Below are 20801 nucleotides of genomic sequence, written 5' to 3' on the forward strand. Positions count from 1 at the left end.
GGCAGAAGGATGACCGGCACATTACCGGTTCTTCATTCCCGCATCCGTGATCGGAGAGCGGCGCCGGCCTGCCGCTCCGTCATGGAGACTTCCAGCCGGCGCCCTGTGGTCAGATGTGCGCTATCAGATTTCCTTGGCCATCTCACGCAGCCGGAACTTCTGGATCTTGCCGGTGGAGGTCTTGGGGATCTCCTCGAACACCAGATGACGCGGGCATTTGTAATGGGCAAGGTGCATGCGGCAGTGGGCGAGCAGCTCCTCCACCGTGGCGGTGGCGCCTTCGCGCAGTTCCACGAAGGCCACCGGCGTCTCGCCCCACTTGTCGTCGGGACGAGCCACCACAGCGGCGGCGGCCACCGCCGGATGCTTGTAGAGCGCATCCTCCACCTCGATGGAGGAGATGTTCTCGCCACCGGAAATGATGATGTCCTTGGAGCGGTCCTTCAACTGGACATAGCCGTCGGGATGCTTGACGCCGAGGTCGCCGGAGTGGAACCAGCCGCCCTCAAAAGCCTTCTGCGTAGCGGACGGATTCTTCAGATAACCCTTCATCACCACGTTGCCGCGGAACATGACTTCTCCAAGGGTGGTGCCATCCGCCGGCACAGGCACCATGGTCTCCGGATCCATCACGTCGAGGGCCTCGAGCGCCGAATACCGCACGCCCTGGCGGGCCTTCTTCACGGCGCGCTCGTCGGCCGGCAGGCTGTCCCATTCGTCGTGCCAGTCATTGACCACGGCGGGGCCATAGACCTCGGTCAGGCCATAGACATGGGTGACGTTGAAGCCGGCGTCCTGCATCGCAGCCAGCACCGCTTCCGGCGGCGGGGCGGCGGCGGTGATGAAGTCCACAACGTGCGGCAGTGGCCGCTTGTCGGCGGCGGGCGCATTCAGCAGCGTCGACATGACGATGGGCGCGCCGCACATATGGGTGACGCCATAATCGGCCAGCGCGTCAAAGATGGGCTTGGCCCGCACCTGGCGCAGGCACACATGGGTTCCGGCCACGACGGAGACGGACCATGGGAAGCACCAGCCGTTGCAGTGGAACATGGGCAGCGTCCACAGATAGACCGGATGCTTGCCCATGGTGCAGGTCACCACATTGCCCACCGCCAGCAGATGCGCGCCGCGATGATGGTAGACGACGCCCTTGGGATCTCCGGTGGTCCCCGACGTATAGTTGAGGGCAATGGCGTTCCATTCGTCGGACGGCATGGCCCAGGCATAGTCGGGGTCGCCTGCGGCGATGAAGTCCTCATATTCCAGTTCGCCGATGCGATCCCCGGCGCCGGTGAATTCGGGATCGTCATAATCGATCACCAGCGGCTTGACCTTGGCGATGGCCAGCGCCGCCTTGATAACGGGGGAGAATTCCCGATCGGTGATGAGCACCTTCGCCTCACCATGGTCGAGGGTGAAGGCCAGGATCGCGGCATCAAGGCGGGTGTTGAGGGAATTGAGCACCGCCCCGCACATGGGCACGCCATAATGGGCTTCCAGCATGGCCGGCACGTTGGGCAGCATGACGGCCACGGTGTCGCCGACACCCACGCCGCGCTGCTCCAGCGCCGAAGCGAGCCGGCGGGCGCGGGCGTAGAAATCCTTGTAGGTGCGGCGCAAGGAGCCATGGATGATGGCGGTACGATCCGGAAACACCCGAGCCGCGCGCTCCAGGAAGCCGAGCGGGGTCAGCGGCTGATGGTTTGCGGGGTTGCGGTCGAGGTCCTTGTCATAGATGCCCGGCATTGGTTTCCCCCTCGACATGTCCGTTTATGATGTCAGCCGCAAGCGCGGCAGGCGCTGAACCTAGCTGAGCGCTTCGCATGGGCGCAATCGCCGGACCGGTCGACGAAGGTCTTACGCATATGAGCGGACTTGTGCGCGCGTAACTTCCGCGCATCATCCGCCACAATCACAAGACGCGCGAGGGGAGGTCGCCATGGTCGAGCCCACATCCAGCCGGTATTCCGAGGTCTATGGGCGGTGGAAAGCTGATCCGCAGGCCTTCTGGGCGGAGGCGGCGACCAACATTGACTGGATCGCCCAGCCGCGCGCCATCTTCGATCCCGATCTCGGTGTCTATGGCCGCTGGTTCGTCGGCGGCATTTGCAACACCTGCTACAATGCCGTGGACCGGCACGTGACGGCCGGCCGCGGCGATCAGGTGGCGCTGATCCACGACAGCCCGGTCACCGGCAGCAAATCTAGCCTCACCTATTCTGAACTGCTTGCCGAGGTGCGCACGCTTGGCGCCATCCTGCGGGACATGGGCGTGGAAAAGGGCGACCGCGTCGTCATCTACATGCCCATGGTTCTGGAAGCCGTCATCGGCATGCTCGCCTGCGCCCGTATCGGCGCGGTGCATTCCGTGGTGTTCGGCGGGTTCGCCGCGAAGGAATTGGCGGCTCGCATCGATGATGCCGCGCCCAAGGTCATCCTCGCCGCCTCCTGCGGCATCGAGCCCAACCGCGTTGTCCCCTACAAGCCGCTCCTCGACGCCGCCATCCAGATGGCGGAGGCCAAGCCTACTGGCTGCCTGATTTTGCAGCGACCTCAATTGCATGGCGAGATGGTGGAAGGCCGGGACTTCGACTGGGCCGAGCGCCGCGCCGCGGCCGCCGCAGAAGGGCGGGGCGTCGACTGCGCGCCCATGGGCGCCACCGACCCGCTCTATGTGCTCTACACCTCCGGCACCACGGGCAAGCCCAAGGGCGTGGTGCGCGATACCGGCGGCCACATGGTGGCGCTGCGCTGGACCATGGAGAACCTCTACGGCCTGAAGACCGGCGACGTGTTCTGGACGGCCTCCGACGTGGGATGGGTGGTGGGCCACTCCTACATCGTCTACGGCCCGCTTCTGATGGGCTGCACCTCCATCGTCTATGAGGGCAAGCCGGTGGGCACGCCCGATCCCGGCGCCTTCTGGCGGATGATCGCGGAATACAAGGTGGCCGCCCTTTTCACGGCGCCCACCGCGCTGCGCGCCATCAAGAAGGAAGACCCTGAGGGCACTTATCTGAAGGGCCACGACCTGTCGTCCCTGCGGACGCTGTTCCTGGCCGGCGAGCGGGCGGACCCCGATACGGTCAAGTGGGCAGAGACCACCCTGAACGTGCCAGTGGTCGACCACTGGTGGCAGACGGAAACGGGTTGGGCCATCGCCGGCAACCCTGTCGGCCTCGGACTCCTGCCCGTAAAGCTAGGCTCGCCCACCGTGCCCATGCCTGGCTACGACCTCCAGATCGTGGACGAGGCCGCCAAGCCCTTGCCGGCGGGGACCATGGGCTCCATCGTTATCAAGCTGCCCTTGCCCCCCGGCTGCCTGCCGACGCTCTGGCAGCAGGACGAGCGCTTCGTCGAGAGCTACCTCGCGGAGTTCCCCGGCTACTACAAGACCTCGGACGCGGGCTTCGTGGACGCGGACGGCTATGTCTTCGTCATGGGCCGCACGGACGACATCATCAATGTGGCCGGTCACCGCCTATCCACTGGGGGCATGGAAGAGGTGCTGGCTTCCCATCCGGACGTGGCTGAATGCGCCGTGATCGGCGTCAAGGATAGCCTGAAGGGCGAGGTGCCGTGCGGCTTCGTGGTGCTCAAGGCCGGCGAGCGGCGGGCGCCGGAAGTGATCGAGAAAGAACTGGTGGAGTTGGTGCGCGAGCGCATCGGGCCGGTCGCCGCCTTCAAGCTGGCCTTGACCGTGCCGCGCCTGCCCAAGACGCGCTCAGGCAAGATCCTGCGCGGGACCATGAAGAAGATCGCAGACGCCGATCCCTGGACCGCTCCCGCCACCATCGATGACCCCGGCGCCCTGGAAGACATCACGGTGATCCTGAAGCGGCGCGGCTTCGGCGCCTGATTCCCAAGGCGAAAAGAGGGGAGCGAAGGCGGCCCATTGGCCCTCCGCTCCCCTTTTCATGCGGCGCCCATATGGGCGCGTCGCGGACCGAAAGGTCAGCGGCCGCCGCTGTCCGTGGAAGGATCCCAGCAAGTATAGCCGATGGGACACTGCTGAACGTCCTTGGTCTGAACCCAGGCCGGCTTCGTCACCATGGCCTCGGGGCAGAAGGCCAAGTCTTTGACATAGCGGTTGAACACGTTGGGCCCGGTGGCTAGCACCGCAGCATTGTCACGGTTGATGATCGCCTGCGCCTCGGTGCAGGTCATATCCAGCGTCTGCGGCATGCCTTGCGCCAAAGCTGCGCCGGCCAGGGCCACGGGGCTGATCGCCAGACCGATCGCGGCGAGCGTACGTACGAGAAACATGGGTGGCTCCTCCAGGGCGGGCGGCCTGTCCTCCAAGCATTGGGAGCGGGCGCCACGCTTTTTGTCTTTTACCCCAAGGTCACGCCGTCGGCATTGACCTTGCGGGGGGATCGCGCACCAATCCCGCAAAGGTGATATGGCGCTTCCCGTCCTCGGCGGGGTGGCACTGCCTTGCTATAAGGGACGAGAGGCAGTGAGGCCGTGGGCGGCAGCGGCCCCGGCGGGCAGGGCATGGACGAAATGAGCGACGACATCCCCTTCAACCGCACCTTCGACACCCAGCCCGGCCAGGTGGAGGAGGTGGCGCCCCATGTGCGGCGGGTGCTCGCGCCCAATCCCTCGCCCTTCACCTTCACAGGGACCTGCACCTACATTGTCGGGCGGGGCAAGGTGGCGATCATTGATCCCGGCCCGGACAATCCGGCTCATATCGCGGCGGTCCTGGATGCGGTGCGGGGAGAGAGCGTGACCCATGTGGTGGTGACCCACACCCACCGCGACCATTCCCCCGCCGCCCCAGCCATTGTCGCAGCCACGGGGGCCAAGACCGTCGGCGAAGGACCGCACCGGCCGTCCCGGCCGCTTTTCATCGGCGAGGCCAATCCCATGGACGCCAGCGCCGACACCGACTTTCGCCCCGATATCGTGCTGGGCGACGGGGATGTCTTGCAAGGCGCCGGCTGGTCGCTGGAGGCGGTGACGACGCCGGGCCATGCCGCCAATCATCTGGCCTTCGCCTTCAAGGAGGCGGACCTGCTCTTTTCCGGCGACCATGTGATGGGCTGGGCGACCTCCATCGTGGCGCCGCCGGATGGCGCGATGGGCGATTATATCCAGTCTCTGGAGAAGCTTACCGCCCGTTCTGAGACCGTTTTCCTGCCCGGGCACGGGCCCGTGATTCGCGGCGCCGACGGCTTCGTGAAGGACTATCTCGCCCACCGGCATGCGCGGGAAGCGGCGATCATGCGGGGGCTGGAGCGGTCAAGCACCATCCCTGACCTGGTGCGGGGCATCTATATCGGGCTCGATCCCCGCCTGTTCGGGGCGGCCTCTCTGACCGTGCTGGCCCATCTGGAGCACTTGGTGGGCCAGGGCCTGGTGCGCACCGAGGGGCAGCCGGCCATGGACGGCGCTTTCCGCATTGCCTAGCGAAGCGAAATAGCCTTGGATTCCAGGAGTTTGCCGAACTCTTTCCCGGCGAGAACCTGGAATTCCGCTTCCCGCTGGGCGGTCACCGGGTCTCGCGCGGCGAGCACGGCATCCACATGGCCGGGATGGACCATGACGGCCCCGCCGTCCGGCAGATGGGTGAGCGCGCGGGCGAGCACCGCCTGGAAGGCATTGGCATTGTTGAAGGAATAGGCACCGGCAAAGCCGGCATTCGCCTTGAGCCCCGCAGCCGCCGCATCCCGCCGCAGGCCGGCCGAGAAGGCGCCGATCAGCTTTCCTTTCAGGTCCAGGCCTTCTCCCACGCCGCCCGAAGGCGAGCTGTCGCGCACCCAGGCGGCAGGGGCGTGGCGACGGGTGGCGGCAAGCACAATCGGACGGATGCCGGGCAGCACATGGGCGTGCTGATGGCCGTCGACATGGCTTGGAGGACGCCCGAACAAGGCGGAGAAAGCGCGGAACTGGGCTTCGATCTCATCTTCTACCGCGGCCAGATCAAGGCGGCGGAGATAGGCCTGCACAATCAGATCCCGGAGCCCCGGCAGCGGCCCCTCCCCCGTCGGCGCGGCGATGAGGGGGGCAAAGCCGCCGGTGAGGGTCAGGTGCAGGCCGATGCCGAGACCGGTTGCCTCCCCCACCTGGAGCAGCGCCTCCGCCTCTCTCTCCAAATCGGGGAAGAGGGTCATGACCGATGTGGCATTGAGCCGCCCCGCCAGGGCCAGCTCGCGGATGGCGCGGCTGACGCCGGGGGCGAGGCCGTAATCGTCGGCGCAGATGACGATGCGGCGCGCCATGGTGTCAGGAGGCCGCCTTGGGCCGCTCGGCAAAGGTGGGCGGCTCCAGGGCCGCGCCATGGACAGCGCCATGCCCGCCATCATGGCCGCCCTCCCCCGCCTCCCGATGGCGCAAGGCATGGTCGGCGACGAAGTAGACCGGGCGCGCTTTGATCTCGGAGAGGATGCGGGCGATGTACTCGCCCATCACACCGACAACCAGAAGCTGCATTCCGCCGATGACCATGATGCCCACCACCAGGGAGGGATAGCCCGGCAGCGGGATGCCCCAGATCAGGCGCTCCACCACGATCCAGATGCCATAGAGGAAGGCCGCGCCCGCCAGCAGCGCGCCGGAGATGCCGGCGATGCGCAGCGGCGCGGGGGAGAAGGAGGTCAGCCCCTCCATGGAGAGGCTCAGCAGGCGGAAGAAGGACCAGCTGGAACTGCCATGGGTGCGGGCCTCCGGCCGGTAGGGCACCGCCACCTGGCGAAAGCCGATCCAGCTGGACAGGCCCTTGAAGAAGCGGTTGCGCTCGGGCATGCGCCGCAAGGCGGCGGTGGCGCGCGGCGAGAGCAGGCGGAAGTCGGCGCCATCCTCGGGGATGCGCGTGGGGGCGCCGTAATTCAGCAGGCGATAGAACATGCGCACGAACAGGCGGCGCGACAGGGCTTCGTCGGAGCGGTCAGCCTTCACCGCATAGGGCACGTCATAGCCCTGGTCCTTCCAGAGCGCGACGAAGGTCTCGATCATTTCCGGCGGATGCTGGCCGTCGCCGTCCATGAACATGAGGGCGTCGCCCCGGGCATGGTCGAGGCCCGCCAGCAGCGCGGCTTCCTTGCCGAAATTGCGGGAGAGGGCGACCACCTGCACGTCCACGCCCAAGGGAGGCAAGGCGGCGGCGACGGCGGCGCTGTTGTCACGGCTGCCATCGTCCACATACACGATCTCGATCCGCATCCCACGGGCGGCGGCCACTGCGCGGGCGCAGCCGCACAGGCGCTCATGAAACGAGGGCAAACCGCTTGCCTCGTTGTAGACCGGTACGACGATGCTCAAATCCGGCGTCATAGGAGGGGCACCTGTTGCGCTCCTTGGGCGCTCCGACCACCCTTTAGCGGGGTTCGGCGCGCCGGGCGAGATGGTCAAAATTTTTTTCATATTCTGCGGAACCTGAGTTTCGGCTCGGCGTTTCATCTACGGACCGGTCAGTACCCCCGCCTGACCGAGCCGTTTCGGACGCGGTCGCCTTCCCCCAGGCGGCCGCGTTTCCGTTTGTGCGGTGTGCATAAGTTGCTCTCCGTCAAAGTGCTTTTTCGCGAACGCATTAGGGTATTGTGGTGTCGCCGTTGCGGCTGAAGAGAGACACCTCAAAATGATCCGGGACATCCTCGTCAACTTGACCCAGGGCGCCGACACCGATCCGGCCGCCAGCTTCGCGGTGAGCCTTGCCAAGGCGCACGGGGCACACCTGACGGGCCTTGCCGTCACCTATGAGATTGACGTTCCCCCCTTCTATATGGGCGCCGTGCCCACGGACTTCATCGATGCCCAGATGAAGGAGAACGCAGAAGCCGCCGCCAAGGCGGCAGAGGCGTTCCGCGCCGCCACAGCTGGCGAGGGCGTGAGCTGTGAGATCCGTACGCTGAGCGCCTCGCTGGGCTTGGCGGCCAATTCCTTCGCCGAAATGTCGCGCCTGTTCGACCTCACCGTCGTCGCCCAGCCCGATCCCGATCGGCCGGGGCCGGAAGAGGTGATTGCCGAGACGGTGCTGCTCGATTCGGGTCGCGCCGTTCTCCTCGTGCCCTATGTGCAGACCGCGCCCTACTCCGCCGGCCGCGCCGTGGTGGCCTGGGACGGTAGCCGCGCCGCTGCCCGCGCCCTCAACGAGGCGCTTCCGCTGCTGCACCAGGCGAAGCAAGTGGAGATCTTCTCGGTCTACCGCGCCAGCGCGCAGGCGGAAGACAAGGGTGCGGATGTCGCCCGTCATCTCACCCGCCACGGCATCAATGCGCAGGTCCGCTGTCTGCCGCTGGGCTCAGGCGTGGGCGTCGCTGAGGCCATTCTCAATGAAGTCGCGGACCAGGGCGCCGATCTCGTGGTGATGGGCGGCTATGGCCACTCGCCGCTGCGCGAATTGGTGCTGGGCGGTGTGACCCGCGAGATCCTTGCCACCATGACCGTTCCGGTCCTGATGGCGCATTGAGCACCGCGCCATTTTGAAAACGAGGCCGGCGGGGCTCCCCGCCGGCCTTTTTTTTCGTGGTGGCTCAGGGCGCCACGCTTCCCGCCCCCGCATCCAGAACCTGGGGCTGGGCCTCGTCTTTCCACTGGGCCGCATCCGGCGGCAGAAGGAGGGAGAGCGCGCCGGGCGCCACCTCATAGCGCAGGGGCAAGGTTTCTCGGGTGATTTCGCCATCGGTGGCCACCCAGGCGCGGCGGCGGCGCAGGCCGTGAATGGTCACCGCCTTGGCCTGGAAGGAGTGGATGCCCGGATTGTCGCGCCAGGCCTCCACCAGCAGGTCGGCACCGGCCTTGATGCGGGCCAGCGCGCCGCGATCCTCGGCCACATGGATTTCCAGCACGCCCGCATCCAGGCGCGAGCGGTGCCAGCCGGACATGTCGAACACATTGTTTGTGACCAGCGCCGCATAAGCGTCGATGGGGGCGCGCTGTCCCTCGATCTCCAGTTCCAGCGAGAGGCGGCCCGAGCGCACCACCGCCCGGCCCAGTGCCATGAACCAGCCCAGCACGCGCCCCCGGCTGGTGCGCATCTGCTCGCGCGCCATGGCCATCTGGGTGAAGAAGCCAAGGCCCGAAACCCCATGGAAGGCCCGGCCATTCAAGGTGGCCAGGTCAATCCGCTTCGCCTTGGCCGCGCGCAGCGCCTCAAGGGCCGCGGCCAGGTCGCGGGGAAGGCCGATGTCGTAGGCCAGCAGGTTCATGGTTCCCAGCGGCAACACGCCCAGCGTCACATCCGAGCCGCACAGGACCGAGGCGGCAAAACTCACCGTGCCATCGCCCGCCCCCACCACCAGCGTGTCATAGCCTGAACGGCGCACGTCCCGGATAGTGGCGACCATTTCAGCCCCCTCTAGAACGCGCACATCGACGTCCTGGCCCGGCAAAGTCAGGGCCTCGTCCACCTGGGCGCGGACCTTTTCCGCACCCACGTCCCGCACGGTCCCCGCCTGCGCGTTCAGCACCACTAGGGTCCGCCCCATTCCTCATCTCCTCGTCGCCCCTCGGGGCGTGTTCGACCAGAACCCGCATGGGCGGCCGCCGCGATCAAGCTTCAACCGCATCAGGCGGTTCCATGCCACCCGCGAATGGCAGGAGCACGCACGCCCTTGGAGCTTAGCCCTGCTTCGAAAATCCACCATGGGCCGGACGGGGCGCGGGAGCCACGCAAACAGTCGAAAAGGTGAATGGCCGGCTAACACCCGGCGCCGGTGCGCGCCGGTGCCCACGTCCGACCTGTGGCAATGGCGCACCCGTCCCTTCCCGATCGCGTCCGTGGAGGCTAGGCTCGCGCTATCGTTTCGCCGGGGGGAGAAAAGCCATGTCCATGTCCCACAAGGTCGGTCCGCCTTCCATTCTGCGCCTGCGGGCGGGCTTTTTGCTGCTCGCCACGGTCTCCCTTTTTTCCATCTCGGCCGGCCGCTTCGCCGCCGTAACCTTCGGGCTCGGCTGGGTGTGGGGCCTCGTGCTGGTGCTGGCGGTGCTGGTGCTGCTCGCCTTTGCCATCTGGCGGCTCACCCGCAAGGTCTATCTCATCATCGCCGCCGCCGTGACGGCGCTCACCACTTATTTCGCCTATGACTTCCTGCAAGGCGCGCTGGGGCTTTCCTCGACCACCGCGCTGGTCCTCTCGCTCGTGCCCCTGGTGGTGGTCGGCGCAGCCTTCTGGGATTTCCTGCGCCTGAAGGAAGAGATCCGGCGCTGGCTCAACAGCCGCTGAAGGCTCCGGGCGCGCCGTCGTTATGGGTCTGGAACCCGGAGGCCCCATAGGCGGTTCCAGTTGCGATCCGTCCCTGCCTGGGATCTGCCGCAACGAGGCCATGCGCCGCGTCCGGCGGCGCCCCGGCGGCGTCCGGCGGATGAGCCCGGAGAGCGCCCATGCTGAAATACGCCGTCATTTTCCTGATCATCTCGGTCATTGCCGGCGCACTCGGCTTCATGAACATCTCCGCCTTGGCGCGGCGCATCTCCCTGATCCTGTTCGGGCTTTTCCTCGGCCTCGCCCTGCTCGTCCTGATGTTCTTCCTGCTTCTCGACAAGGTCACCGACCAGCAGGCCCTCCTGATCTTCCTGCCGCACGTCGTGTGAGGACTCCACGGCCAGCCTGCTCCTTACGCTGCGGCGGTTCGTGACCGGATGCCGCAACGCAGCGGCCCGGTGGATAATCAGTTGAGCGGCGCCCGTCCTCGCAATAGCCTGACCGTGGCGAAGCCGGTTAACGGCTATCGTGGACCTTCTAGAGGAGCCTCACATGCGTCGCCTCGCCCTCCTGGCCGCGCTCGGCACGATCGCCTTCGGCGCCGTGCCCGCGCTTGCCCAGCAAAAGGTGGTGAACGTCTATAACTGGTCCGACTATATCGACGAGTCGGTGATCGAGGAGTTCACCAAGGAAACCGGGATCAAGGTTCGCTACGACGTTTTCGACAGCAACGAGGTGCTGGAGACCAAGCTGCTCGCCGGCAAGACCGGCTATGACGTGGTGGTCCCCACCGGCTCGTTCCTGCAGCGCCAGATCAAGGCGGGCGTGTTCCAGAAGCTGGACAAGTCCAAGCTCCCGAACCTGCAATATGCGTGGCCGGAAATCACCAAGCGCCTGGCCGTCTACGATCCCGGCAACGAATATGCCGTGAACTATATGTGGGGCACCACGGGCATCGGCTATAATGTCGACGCGGTGAAGGCGCGCCTCGGCGACCTTCCCATGAACACCTGGGACATCGTCTTCAAGCCGGAGAACCTCTCCAAGCTGAAGGATTGCGGCGTCTATATGCTGGATGGCCCGGAGGAGGTGATCCCCTCTGCGCTGCGCTATCTCGGGCTCAACCCCGATTCCAAGGATCCCGCGGACATCGCCAAGGCCGGCGAGCTGCTCATGAAGATCCGGCCGTTCATCCGCAAGTTCGATTCCTCGGGCTATATCAACGCGCTGGCGCGCGGCGACATCTGTCTGGCGGTGGGCTGGTCGGGCGACGTGTTCCAGGCCAAGACCCGCGCCGAGGAAGCCGCCAAGAAGACCAAGAAGAAGCCGGTCAACATCGCCTACGCCATCCCGAAGGAAGGCGCGCTGATGTGGTTCGACAACTTCGCCATCCCCAAGGATGCGAAGAATGTGGACGAGGCCCTGGCCTTCATCAACTACATGAACAAGCCGGAAGTGGCGGCCAAGAACTCCAACTATATCTCTTATGCGAACGGCAATCTGGCCTCGCAGAAGTTCATCGACAAGGACATCCTGGACAACCCGTCCATCTATCCCAATGCGGAGACGATGGGCCTCCTGTTCACGGTGACCACCTATCCCCAGGACGTGCAGCGCGTGGTCACCAAGACCTGGACCTCGTTCAAGCGCGGCAAGTGATGTGAGGCAAGCCGGCGCCGGGCATCCGGCGCCGGACCAGAAAAAGGGCCCCGCCGGCGTTCCGCGCGGGGCCTTTTCTATTTTCAGGACACGAAGATCCCGCCGGTCGATCCGTTCAAGCCCGCCGCACCTTGAACGGCGCCATGCCGGCGCGGGCCAGTTCGTCGGCCCGCTCATTCAGCTCGTTGCCCGCATGGCCCTTCACCCAGTGCCAGGCCACCTCATGGCGAGCGATGGCGGCGTCGAGCCGCTCCCACAGGTCCTGGTTTTTCACCGGCTTCTTGTCCGCCGTGCGCCAGCCATTGCGCTTCCAGCCGAACATCCACTTGGTGACGCCGTTGCGCAGGTACTCGCTGTCGGTGTGGAGGTCCACCGCGCACGGCTTCTTCAGCGCCTCCAGCGCGCTGATGGCGGCGAGCAGCTCCATGCGGTTGTTGGTGGTGAGCCCCTCCCCGCCGGACAATTCCTTTTCATGGGCGCCCGCCCGCAGGATGGCACCCCAGCCGCCCGGCCCCGGATTGCCCGAGCAGGCGCCATCGGTCCAGATTTCCACGCGCGCGCTCATGCGCCGAGCCCATAGTCGCGGGCACTGTCGATGGTGCGGTGGAAGCGCAGCTTGCGCAGATATTCCTTGGGATCCTTCGGCCGCACGAGCGCACCGGGGGGCACGTTCAGCCAGTCCACCAGCCGGGTGAGCAGGAAGCGCAGCGCCGACCCGCGGGCAAGGCGCGGCAGGGCTTCCCCTTCCTCCAGGCTCAGCGGGCGGATCTTTTCATAGCCCTGCAGCAGCGCCCGGCCCTTGGTGGCATTGTAGGACCCATCCTCCTCGAAGCACCAGGCATTCAGGCAGATGGCCACGTCATAGGCCAGGAGGTCGGTGCAGGCGAAGTAGAAGTCGATGATGCCGGAGAGGCTGTCCTCGAGGAAGAAGGCATTGTCCGGGAACAGGTCCGCATGGATGACGCCGGAGGGCAGGTCGCACGGCCATTGCACCTCCAGGTCCGCAAGCTCCGCCGCGATGGTCTCGTCGAGCCCGGGCGCCACCGTGTCGGCGCGTCCGTCAGCGGCCACGTAAAGCGGCCGCCAGCCGGGCACGGACAGGGCATTCACCCGCCGCATGGGAAAATCCGCGCCTGCCAGGTGCAGCCGCGCCAGCCCCTCGCCCAGTTGCGCGCAATGCACCACGGCCGGCCGGCGCACGGAGACGCCGGGCAGGAAGGTGACGATGGCGGCGGGCCGCCCCGCCAGTTCGCCCAGCATCGCCCCATCCCGCGCCGCCACCGGTTGCGGGCAGGACAGGCCGTGCGCGGCCAGATGCTGCATGAGACCTAAGAAGAAGGGCAGGTCCTCAGGCGCCACACGCTTTTCATAGAGCGTGAGGATGAAGGTGCCGGAAGAGGTCTGGATCAGGAAGTTGGAATTCTCCACCCCCTCGGCGATGCCGTGAAAGGACACGAGTGTCCCGATGTCATAGCGCGCCAGAAACTGCTCCAGATGGGGAGCGGACACATCGGTATAGACGGCCACCTTTTACTCCGCGGCGTCGGGACGAAGGGCCCGGGGCAAGGGGAAGAACACATCCTCCTCGGCCGCGGTCACGGTTTCCACCTCCAGCGCGTAACGCGCGGCGAAGGCGTCGAGGATCTCCTCCACCAGCACTTCCGGCGCCGAGGCGCCGGCGGTGACGCCCAGCGAGGTGATGCGGTCGAACAGCGACCAGTCGATGTCGCCGGCCCGCTGCACCAGGACTGCCACGGGGCATCCGGCCCGCTCCGCCGCCTCGCGCAGGCGCTGGGAATTGGAGGAATTGGGCGCGCCCACCACCACCATGGCATCGACCCGCGGCGCCACCTTCTTCACCGCTTCCTGGCGGTTGGTGGTGGCATAGCAGATGTCTTCCTTGTGGGGCGCCGCCATGGCGGGGAAGCGCTCCCGCAGGATGGCAACGATTTCCGCCGTGTCGTCCAGCGAGAGGGTGGTCTGCGTCACATAGGCCAGGTTCGCCGGGTCCTTCGGCGTCACCCGCCGGGCGTCCTCGGCGGTCTCGATGAGCGTAACGGCGCCCTCGGGCAGCTGGCCCATGGTGCCGATCACCTCGGGATGGCGGGCATGACCGATGAGCAGGATGTCCCGGCCCTTGCGATGGTGCACCTGGGCTTCCCGGTGCACCTTGGTCACCAGCGGGCAGGTGGCGTCGATGGCGAACATGTTGCGCGCTGCCGCATCCTCCGGCACCGATCGGGGCACGCCATGGGCGGAGAAGATGACGGGCGCATCGCCGGCCGGCACCTCGTCCAGCTCTTCCACGAACACCGCACCCTTGCGCTTCAGGCTCTCCACCACATAGCGGTTATGGACGATCTCATGGCGCACATAGACGGGCGGCCCATAAAGGGTGAGCGCCTGTTCCACCGCATCGATGGCGCGCACCACGCCCGCGCAGAATCCGCGCGGGGCGCACAAGAGCACGCGCAAGGGGGGCAGGCCGCCCGCGGGGGCGCCGCCGGGGGGCATGGACGAAAGATCGGAGCCGCTCATGGGCCCATGAATGGGCGCGGCCGGCAAGGGGTGTCAAGAGCCGCCATGGCTTCTCCCGTCCTCCGCCGCGCCTGGCTTGCGCGCGCAAACGCCAATGCCCATTTGCATAAAGGTCCGGTCCCAAGTATGGTTCAAGCATCCCGGACATTTTGAGATCCGCGGTTCGCCCCCACGGCGGGAGCGAGCGCAAGACCCTTATGTCCGCCGCCCAGAACAAGAGAACGCCGAGAGGCTCCCCATGTCGAACACCCCTTTGATGCCGAAGGCGACCGCCGTGTGGCTGGTCGAGAACACCGCGCTCACGTTCGAGCAGATCGGTGACTTCTGCAAACTGCACCCGCTCGAGGTGAAGGGCATCGCCGACGGGGAAGTGGCGCAGGGAATCAAGGGGCTCGACCCCATCTCCACCGGCCAGCTCTCCCGCGATGAGATTTCGCTGGCCGAGAAGGACCAGAACCGCCGCCTGCGGCTGCTGGAATCCAAGGTCCGCCTGCCGGAGAAGAAGACCCGCAAGGGCCCGCGCTATACCCCGGTCTCCCGCCGCCATGACCGGCCGAACGCGATCCTGTGGCTCACCCGCAACCATCCCGAGCTGAAGGACGCGCAGATCATCCGCCTGGTGGGCACCACCAAGTCGACGATCCAGTCCATCCGCGAGCGCACCCACTGGAACTCGGCGCAGCTGGCCCCCATGGACCCGGTGACGCTGGGCCTGTGCAGCCAGATCGACCTGGACATGGAAGTGCAGCGCTCCGCCAAGGACCGCCCCGCCAACATGGCCCACGAGGACAAGGGCGAGACCCTGCTGCCGGCGGATGTCACCACCCGCTATGACGAGCCCGCGCCCAGCCGCAAGGAAAACCTCGACCTCGAGACCGTCTTCGCCAAGCTCGGCGGCTCCAAGAAGGGCGAAGACGAAGGGTGAAGATGAAGGGCGAGGCGTGAGGGTCACCTCCCCCGGCCTTTTTCGTCGTTAAGGTGCAACGCCCCGCCCCCCGGCGGGGCGTTTTGCATTTCAGCGGCCTCAAACGAAAGAAGCCGGACCTTTCGGCCCGGCTTCCTCCCACGTCCGAAAAACCAAACGCTCAGGCGAGCGCCTTGAGCGCGGCCTTGCCGGCATATTTCGCCTGGCTGCCCAGTTCCTGCTCGATGCGCAGGAGCTGGTTGTACTTGGCGGTGCGGTCCGAGCGCGCCAGCGAGCCGGTCTTGATCTGCCCGCAATTGGTGGCCACCGCCAGATCCGCGATGGTGGAATCCTCGGTCTCGCCCGAACGATGGGACATGACGGCGCGATAGCCGGCCTTGTGTGCCATCTCGACCGCTTCCAGCGTCTCGGTGAGCGAGCCGATCTGGTTCACCTTCACCAGGATGGCGTTGCCGGTGGCCTCCTTGATGCCGCGCGACAGGCGCTCCACATTGGTCACGAACAGGTCGTCGCCCACCAGCTGGCACTTGGAGCCGATGGTGTCCGTGAGCAGCTTCCAGCCTGCCCAGTCGTCCTCGGCCATGCCGTCCTCGATGGTGACGATGGGATAGGCGCCGACCAGCTCCGCCAGGTACTTCACCTGGGCCTCGATGTCGCGCACCTTGCCCTCGCCCTCATAGTGATAGGCGCCGTTCTTGAAGAACTCGGTGGAGGCGCAGTCGAGGCCGATGAAGACGTCGGCGCCGGGCTTGAAGCCCGCCTTCTCGACGGCCTTCATGACGAAGTCGAGCGCAGCCTCGGCCGAGGCCAGATTGGGAGCAAAACCGCCCTCGTCGCCCACATTGGTGTTGTGGCCGGCGTCCTTGAGGCCCTTCTTCAGGGTGTGGAAGATCTCCGCGCCCCAGCGCAGGCCTTCCGCGAACGAGTCCGCGCCGGCGGGCAGGATCATGAATTCCTGGAAGTCGATGGGGTTGTCCGCATGGGCGCCGCCATTGATGATGTTCATCATGGGCACCGGCAGCACGCGGGCATTGGCGCCGCCCACATAGCGGTAGAGCGGCAGGGCGCTCGCCTGGGCCGCGGCCTTGGCCACCGCCAGCGACACGCCGAGAATGGCGTTGGCGCCGAGGCGGGCCTTGTTGGGCGTGCCGTCCAGGTCGATGAGGATGCTGTCGACCTTCACCTGATCCTCGGCATCGAGGCCGCCGATGGCGTCGAAGATCTCGCCATTGACCGCCTCGACCGCCTTCTGGACGCCCTTGCCCAGATAGCGGCCCTTGTCGCCGTCGCGCAGCTCCACCGCCTCATGGGCGCCCGTGGAGGCGCCGGAGGGAACGGCGGCGCGGCCGAGGGAGCCGTCTTCCAGCACCACGTCCACCTCGACGGTGGGGTTGCCACGGCTGTCGAGGATCTCTCGGCCGATAATGTCGACGATGGCGGTCATGGAACGAACCTTCCCTTCACGAGCGAGAATTTCTGCGGGGGCATGCACGCGCCCCCGTCTTCGGCGCCGCTTCTAGCGCGTGCGGCGCGGAATGCGAAGAGGGCGCGGCAGCGGCACGGTGCCATTTGGGCTATGGTCCGCGCCGAACCGCCCGCAATGCCGGGCCAGACCCTGAAGGACGCCTCATGACGCAAGACGAGCTGCAGCTCGGCCGGCAGACCGCCCTGCCCGATAATCCAGACACCGCCACCCTCGACCGCGTGCCCAATCCGCATGTGGACACCGATTATGTGGCCCGCTTCACCTGCCCGGAATTCACCTCGCTGTGCCCCGTCACCGGCCAGCCGGACTTCGCGCACCTGGTCATCGACTACGTGCCGGACCTTTATCTGGTGGAATCCAAGTCGCTGAAGCTCTACCTCGCCGCCTTCCGCAACCACGGCGCCTTCCATGAGGACTGCACGGTGGCCATCGGCAAGCGCCTGGTGCAGCTTTTGCAGCCCCGCTATCTGCGTATCGCCGGCTATTGGTATCCGCGGGGGGGCATCCCCATCGACGTTTTCTGGCAGACTGGCACACTGCCGGCCGGCGCGTGGCTGCCGGACACCGGCGTCGCCCCCTATCGCGGGCGGGGCTGAGGCAGGCGAGCCACCAAAAGGCCCACAAGCAGAGGCTCCAACAGGGAGAGGCAGATGGCCAGGCTGATCGTCACCAACGGGGATTCCGCCGCCGCCAACATTCGCAGTGGCGGCGTCTCCGGCCGGGTGCTGGAATGGCGCGACGTGCTCCATGACGGCCCGGTGCCGGGACTGGAAAGCCTCGAACTGGTGTCGGACGTGCGGGCGGATTATCTCGCCGCTGTCTTCGGCCTCGACTTTGCCGATGTGCGCGGCGACTTCGCCGCGCGCGACGGGCTCATCACCGCCCACATCGCCTATAGCGATGTGGAATTGTGGTTCGAGCACGACCTGTTCGACCAGCTTCAGCTGGTGCAGCTGCTCGCCTTCTTCGCCCGCGAGCCCGAGCGGGTGGGCCTCAAGCTGATGCAGGCGGACACGTATCTGGGCGCCCTTTCGCACGAGGCGGCCGCCGCCCTTGCCCCAGGCGCTGTCCCCGTCACCACGGTGCAACTGGAGGCCGGACGCGCCACCTGGGCGGTGGTGACGGCGGACACGCCGGAGGGCATCGCGGCTCTCGCGGAGGCGCCGGTTCCGGACCTGCCCTTCCTCGCCCCTTCGCTGCGGCGCTGGCTGGAGGAACTGCCCGCCCCGGCCTCCGGGCTCTCGCTGACACAGGAGCGGGCACTTCAGGCCCTTGCCGAGGGGCCGATGATCGTCGGCCGCCTGTTCGGCGCGGTGACCGAGCAGGACGAGGCCAAGTTTCTGGGCGACATGAGCTTCTTCCTGCGCCTCGACGAGATGGCCTTCGGCCCGGAGCCGCTCCTCACCGGCCTGCCCTGCCCGGTCCATGAGGTGCCGCGCTTCTCTCCCGCCGTCGCCGGAGAGGTGCCCACCGCCGAGGAGCTCTCCTACCGCTCCTATGCGGCGAGCACGGTGACCCTTACCCCGGCCGGCCGTGCGGCATTGGCTGGCACGCTGGACCATGCCACCGCCAACGCCATCGATCGCTGGCAAGGCGGCACGCACCTCAAGGCGGGCAACATCTGGCGGTTCGATCGGCGAGAGGGCCGTCTGGTGGCGCCGGCCTGAGGGCTAGAGGCTGAGGAAGTCCGTGTCGAGGACGATCCCATTGGCAATGGAGGGCGCCACGAGATCCACATTCTCCGGGCTCTCCGAGAAGGCCGCGAGGATCTGCGCGCGGGCGCCGGGGTCCCGGTTGAGCCAGTCCTGGTAAAAGGACAGGCCCGAGGCATCCGCCGCCCGCCCCAGCACGTTGTGATAGAGCGCGTTGATGAACACGCCATCGGACGTGTTGGCGCCGTAGAGCTGCTGGAACTCGGGCGCGTTGATGAAGAAGCTCGCCATCTCCACAAGCGAGAAGCCGTGCTCCTCGTAATTGTTGAGATTGAAGGTCAAGCCTTGCACGTCCGGCTTGCGACCGAATGCGGCCTGATAGAGGCGATAAAGCTCTCCCGGCGCGCCGTCCACATCCAGGGCGAGCGTCAGATCCGAGAATTCGATCCGCTCGACGGTGCGCAGGTCATAGATGCCCTGGGGAGTGACGAGGCTCGTCTGCCCCTCCTCGCCAGAGCCCACCTGAACCGAATACGAACCATAGCTCGTCACGGCGGTATCGACGCCCGCCCCTCCGCTCACGGCGATACGCTCGATCGGAACGCTGTAGCCGAGCGCGGGGGTCATCCACCCCGTGAAGTCCGGGAGATCGATGCGCCGATCATCGCGGTCGGCCTCCAGCGCAATGGCACCGCCAATGGCAAGGGCAACCCGGTCAATGTTCTCCGGGCTCTGGGAGAATGCGGTGAGAACCTCGGCCCGCTGATCCGGGCTTCGCGCCAGCCAGTCGGTGTAGTAGGCCCGGCCTCCCGCGTCCGGGTCACGGCCCAGGACATTCTTGTAAAGCGCGGCCACGAATGTGTCGTCACTGGCTCCCGAACCATACAGCTGGGCAAATTCCGGGGCATTCACGAAGAAATTGGCCATGTCCCGGAGGGAAAACGTCCCGCTCTCATAAGTCTCGAGATTTGAGGACAGTCCGGCAATGTCTGGCTGGCGCCCGAAGGCTGCCTGGTAGAGTCGATACAGCTCTCCCGGCTTTCCATCGATATCGCGCGCGAGGGTGATATCCGCGAACGCCAGACGTTCGACGTCCTTCAGCAACACGAAACGCGATCCGAAACTGACCTGGGTTACGTTTCCATCCCAGATGATCTGGGCCGCGTCGCGCACCATGCCGAAGGACACAGTGTCCGTCCCGGCGCCGCCATAGATCCAGTCACCCTCGAAACGGGCACCGATCTCGATCCGGTCATTTCCGCCATTTGCCATGACCACATCCTGCCCACGGCCAGGCAAAATATGGTCATCCCGTGATGACCCGAACAGCGTATCCTTCTTGCCGCTACCGGATATCACCTTGTCCTTGAAGACGACCGCCTCAAACGAGTTGACCTCCCTGGTACCGAAGCCGAAATTTGACAGCGAATCCACGATCGATTCAGACGCAAACCCGAACTTATCGCTCAAAAAATCCGATGCATCTTTCTTGAATGAGTAAATATTTCCATTTGCTGTATCTTCGTAATCTCTAAATCCAATATCATTTTTACCGGAAACATAATCCATACCCTGCTCTGCAAGGTCCATCATATTCCCGATGAAATTGCCCAGTATCTTACGGACACTGAGAGCCTCGACAACGGCATTCCCAATATCCCCCAACCCACGGACCCTGTCTTTTATTTCGTCTTCTATAGCGTCCTTCACGCCCTCGTACGCTGTCGCGCCGATCTGGTCGAACAACTCCTCGCGTGAGAGCCCATGGCTCCCCAAGGCGGTGTTGGCGAGGTCTGTGGCTTCCGAAATCCAGCTGCCGTCGGGAAGAATGTCGTAAAGTGGCGAAACCACCTCTCCGATCTTCCTAAGGCTGGTTTCGGCCTCGAACTGCAGCGCAGGGTCGAGGTTGAAATTGAAGTTGGGAAGCTCGAACTGGGCCGGCAAGGGCTCCGGCTGAGCCGTCCCCGTGTCCATTTGGATGGCATCGTAGATGGAAACGTTCGGGCCGTACGTATTCAGCAGGTGGCGAAAATAGGACTGGGCCGCAATGACTTCAGAGAAATCGCCACTCAAGATCGTTTCAGCCGCAGCGAGAAGTTCATTCGTTCGATATTCTGGTGGAACGGACTGAACGAGTTGGTCATACGTGATTGACGACAAATCGATGGACGAAAAGTCGAAAGACACAACTGCGGACAACGTGCCGAGCAATGTGGTCCGGGGGTCCCCGGACACCAGTGAACTATCGATCACATCCCAGCCATAGGTCGGCTGGTTTCCGTTGTCGATCCCACTTGATCCCGACGTCATCCCCGCCCCCGGCACGGTTCTCAACGAAGGATTGTACCTTACGCAAGGCTGAGCGCATCCTCCAATTGGGAGGGATGAGCA

Annotated in this window: 19 protein-coding genes; 9 read left to right on the plus strand and 10 right to left on the minus strand. The window is 65.6% G+C overall.

Translation table 11 applies throughout. The features are described from left to right. Positions 1 to 123 precede the first annotated feature (123 nt). Positions 124 to 1749 carry an acyl-CoA synthetase gene (locus PV781_RS01890; protein WP_274773932.1) on the minus strand — a complete coding sequence of 542 codons (1626 nt, stop codon included), beginning with the start codon at positions 1747 to 1749 and terminating at the stop codon, positions 124 to 126. A gap of 193 nt (positions 1750 to 1942) precedes the next feature. Between PV781_RS01890 and PV781_RS01895 the strand changes: the two genes are divergently transcribed. Continuing rightward, positions 1943 to 3862, plus strand: a complete 1920-nt coding sequence (locus PV781_RS01895) for a propionyl-CoA synthetase (RefSeq protein WP_274773933.1) — start codon at positions 1943 to 1945, stop codon at positions 3860 to 3862. A 95-nt stretch (positions 3863 to 3957) separates the two neighbouring features. Here the strand turns inward: PV781_RS01895 and PV781_RS01900 are convergent, their stop codons facing one another. After that, on the minus strand, positions 3958 to 4269 hold the full coding sequence (locus tag PV781_RS01900; RefSeq protein WP_274773934.1) for a hypothetical protein: 312 nt from the start codon (positions 4267 to 4269) through the stop codon (positions 3958 to 3960). Between the two features lie 240 nt (positions 4270 to 4509). On the opposite strand from PV781_RS01900, the gene PV781_RS01905 reads away from it, so the two are divergent. Further along, positions 4510 to 5418, plus strand: coding sequence for an MBL fold metallo-hydrolase (locus PV781_RS01905; RefSeq protein ID WP_274773935.1), 909 nt, complete (start codon positions 4510 to 4512; stop codon positions 5416 to 5418). Here PV781_RS01905 and PV781_RS01910 read toward each other — a convergent pair. Both PV781_RS01910 and PV781_RS01915 read right to left on the minus strand, forming a co-directional pair. After that, positions 5415 to 6230, minus strand: a complete 816-nt coding sequence (locus PV781_RS01910; protein ID WP_274773936.1) for a ChbG/HpnK family deacetylase — start codon at positions 6228 to 6230, stop codon at positions 5415 to 5417. The two genes, PV781_RS01905 and PV781_RS01910, sit on opposite strands and share 4 nt — an antisense overlap. 4 nt (positions 6231 to 6234) lie before the next feature. After that, entirely contained in the window at positions 6235 to 7281 is a 1047-nt protein-coding gene (locus PV781_RS01915; protein WP_274773937.1) for a glycosyltransferase family 2 protein, read from the minus strand. Between the two features lie 304 nt (positions 7282 to 7585). On the opposite strand from PV781_RS01915, the gene PV781_RS01920 reads away from it, so the two are divergent. Continuing rightward, positions 7586 to 8416 (plus strand): universal stress protein, encoded by an 831-nt coding sequence (locus PV781_RS01920; protein ID WP_274773938.1) that lies wholly within the window; start codon positions 7586 to 7588, stop codon positions 8414 to 8416. A 64-nt stretch (positions 8417 to 8480) separates the two neighbouring features. Here PV781_RS01920 and PV781_RS01925 read toward each other — a convergent pair whose 3' ends face one another. Then, complete coding sequence (locus PV781_RS01925) at positions 8481 to 9434, minus strand: diacylglycerol/lipid kinase family protein (RefSeq protein ID WP_274773939.1); 954 nt, start codon at positions 9432 to 9434, stop codon at positions 8481 to 8483. Between the two features lie 338 nt (positions 9435 to 9772). Here PV781_RS01925 and PV781_RS01930 point away from each other — a divergent pair, with 338 nt between their 5' ends. The 3 genes from PV781_RS01930 (at position 9773) to PV781_RS01940 (ending at position 11809) form a co-directional block, all read left to right on the plus strand. After that, complete coding sequence (locus PV781_RS01930) at positions 9773 to 10171, plus strand: hypothetical protein (RefSeq protein ID WP_274773940.1); 399 nt, start codon at positions 9773 to 9775, stop codon at positions 10169 to 10171. Positions 10172 to 10329: 158 nt separating this feature from the next. Beyond that, positions 10330 to 10539, plus strand: a complete 210-nt coding sequence (locus PV781_RS01935; protein WP_274773941.1) for a DUF1328 domain-containing protein — start codon at positions 10330 to 10332, stop codon at positions 10537 to 10539. Positions 10540 to 10702: 163 nt separating this feature from the next. Then, the gene (locus PV781_RS01940) at positions 10703 to 11809 is read left to right on the plus strand and encodes a polyamine ABC transporter substrate-binding protein (protein ID WP_274773942.1); all 1107 of its coding nucleotides are present in this window, start codon (positions 10703 to 10705) and stop codon (positions 11807 to 11809) included. Between the two features lie 115 nt (positions 11810 to 11924). Here PV781_RS01940 and rnhA read toward each other — a convergent pair whose 3' ends face one another. Genes rnhA through ispH form a run of 3 tightly spaced genes read right to left on the minus strand, consistent with a single transcriptional unit; the run spans position 11925 to position 14323 of the window. After that, positions 11925 to 12374, minus strand: coding sequence for a ribonuclease HI (gene rnhA / locus PV781_RS01945; RefSeq protein ID WP_274773943.1), 450 nt, complete (start codon positions 12372 to 12374; stop codon positions 11925 to 11927). Then, positions 12371 to 13336, minus strand: a complete 966-nt coding sequence (thrB, locus tag PV781_RS01950; RefSeq protein WP_274773944.1) for a homoserine kinase — start codon at positions 13334 to 13336, stop codon at positions 12371 to 12373. Before thrB ends, rnhA begins: the two co-directional genes overlap by 4 nt. 3 nt (positions 13337 to 13339) lie before the next feature. Continuing rightward, positions 13340 to 14323 carry a 4-hydroxy-3-methylbut-2-enyl diphosphate reductase gene (gene ispH, locus PV781_RS01955; protein WP_274774151.1) on the minus strand — a complete coding sequence of 328 codons (984 nt, stop codon included), beginning with the start codon at positions 14321 to 14323 and terminating at the stop codon, positions 13340 to 13342. Positions 14324 to 14585: 262 nt separating this feature from the next. On the opposite strand from ispH, the gene PV781_RS01960 reads away from it, so the two are divergent. Then, positions 14586 to 15272 carry a DUF1013 domain-containing protein gene (locus PV781_RS01960; protein ID WP_209098454.1) on the plus strand — a complete coding sequence of 229 codons (687 nt, stop codon included), beginning with the start codon at positions 14586 to 14588 and terminating at the stop codon, positions 15270 to 15272. Positions 15273 to 15432: 160 nt separating this feature from the next. Here the strand turns inward: PV781_RS01960 and eno are convergent, their stop codons facing one another. Continuing rightward, positions 15433 to 16716, minus strand: coding sequence for a phosphopyruvate hydratase (gene eno, locus PV781_RS01965; protein WP_274773945.1), 1284 nt, complete (start codon positions 16714 to 16716; stop codon positions 15433 to 15435). 185 nt (positions 16717 to 16901) lie between these two features. Between eno and queF the strand changes: the two genes are divergently transcribed. Continuing rightward, a complete protein-coding gene (gene queF / locus PV781_RS01970; protein WP_274773946.1) occupies positions 16902 to 17354 on the plus strand; it encodes a preQ(1) synthase in 453 nt (150 codons plus the stop codon). Positions 17355 to 17408: 54 nt separating this feature from the next. Next, a complete protein-coding gene (locus tag PV781_RS01975; protein ID WP_274773947.1) occupies positions 17409 to 18425 on the plus strand; it encodes a hypothetical protein in 1017 nt (338 codons plus the stop codon). 3 nt (positions 18426 to 18428) lie between these two features. Here PV781_RS01975 and PV781_RS01980 read toward each other — a convergent pair whose 3' ends face one another. Continuing rightward, on the minus strand, positions 18429 to 20720 hold the full coding sequence (locus PV781_RS01980) for a DUF4214 domain-containing protein (protein WP_274773948.1): 2292 nt from the start codon (positions 20718 to 20720) through the stop codon (positions 18429 to 18431). Positions 20721 to 20801: the final 81 nt, after the last annotated feature.

The organism is Aquabacter sediminis (assembly GCF_028863665.1).
Lineage (GTDB): Bacteria > Pseudomonadota > Alphaproteobacteria > Rhizobiales > Xanthobacteraceae > L1I39.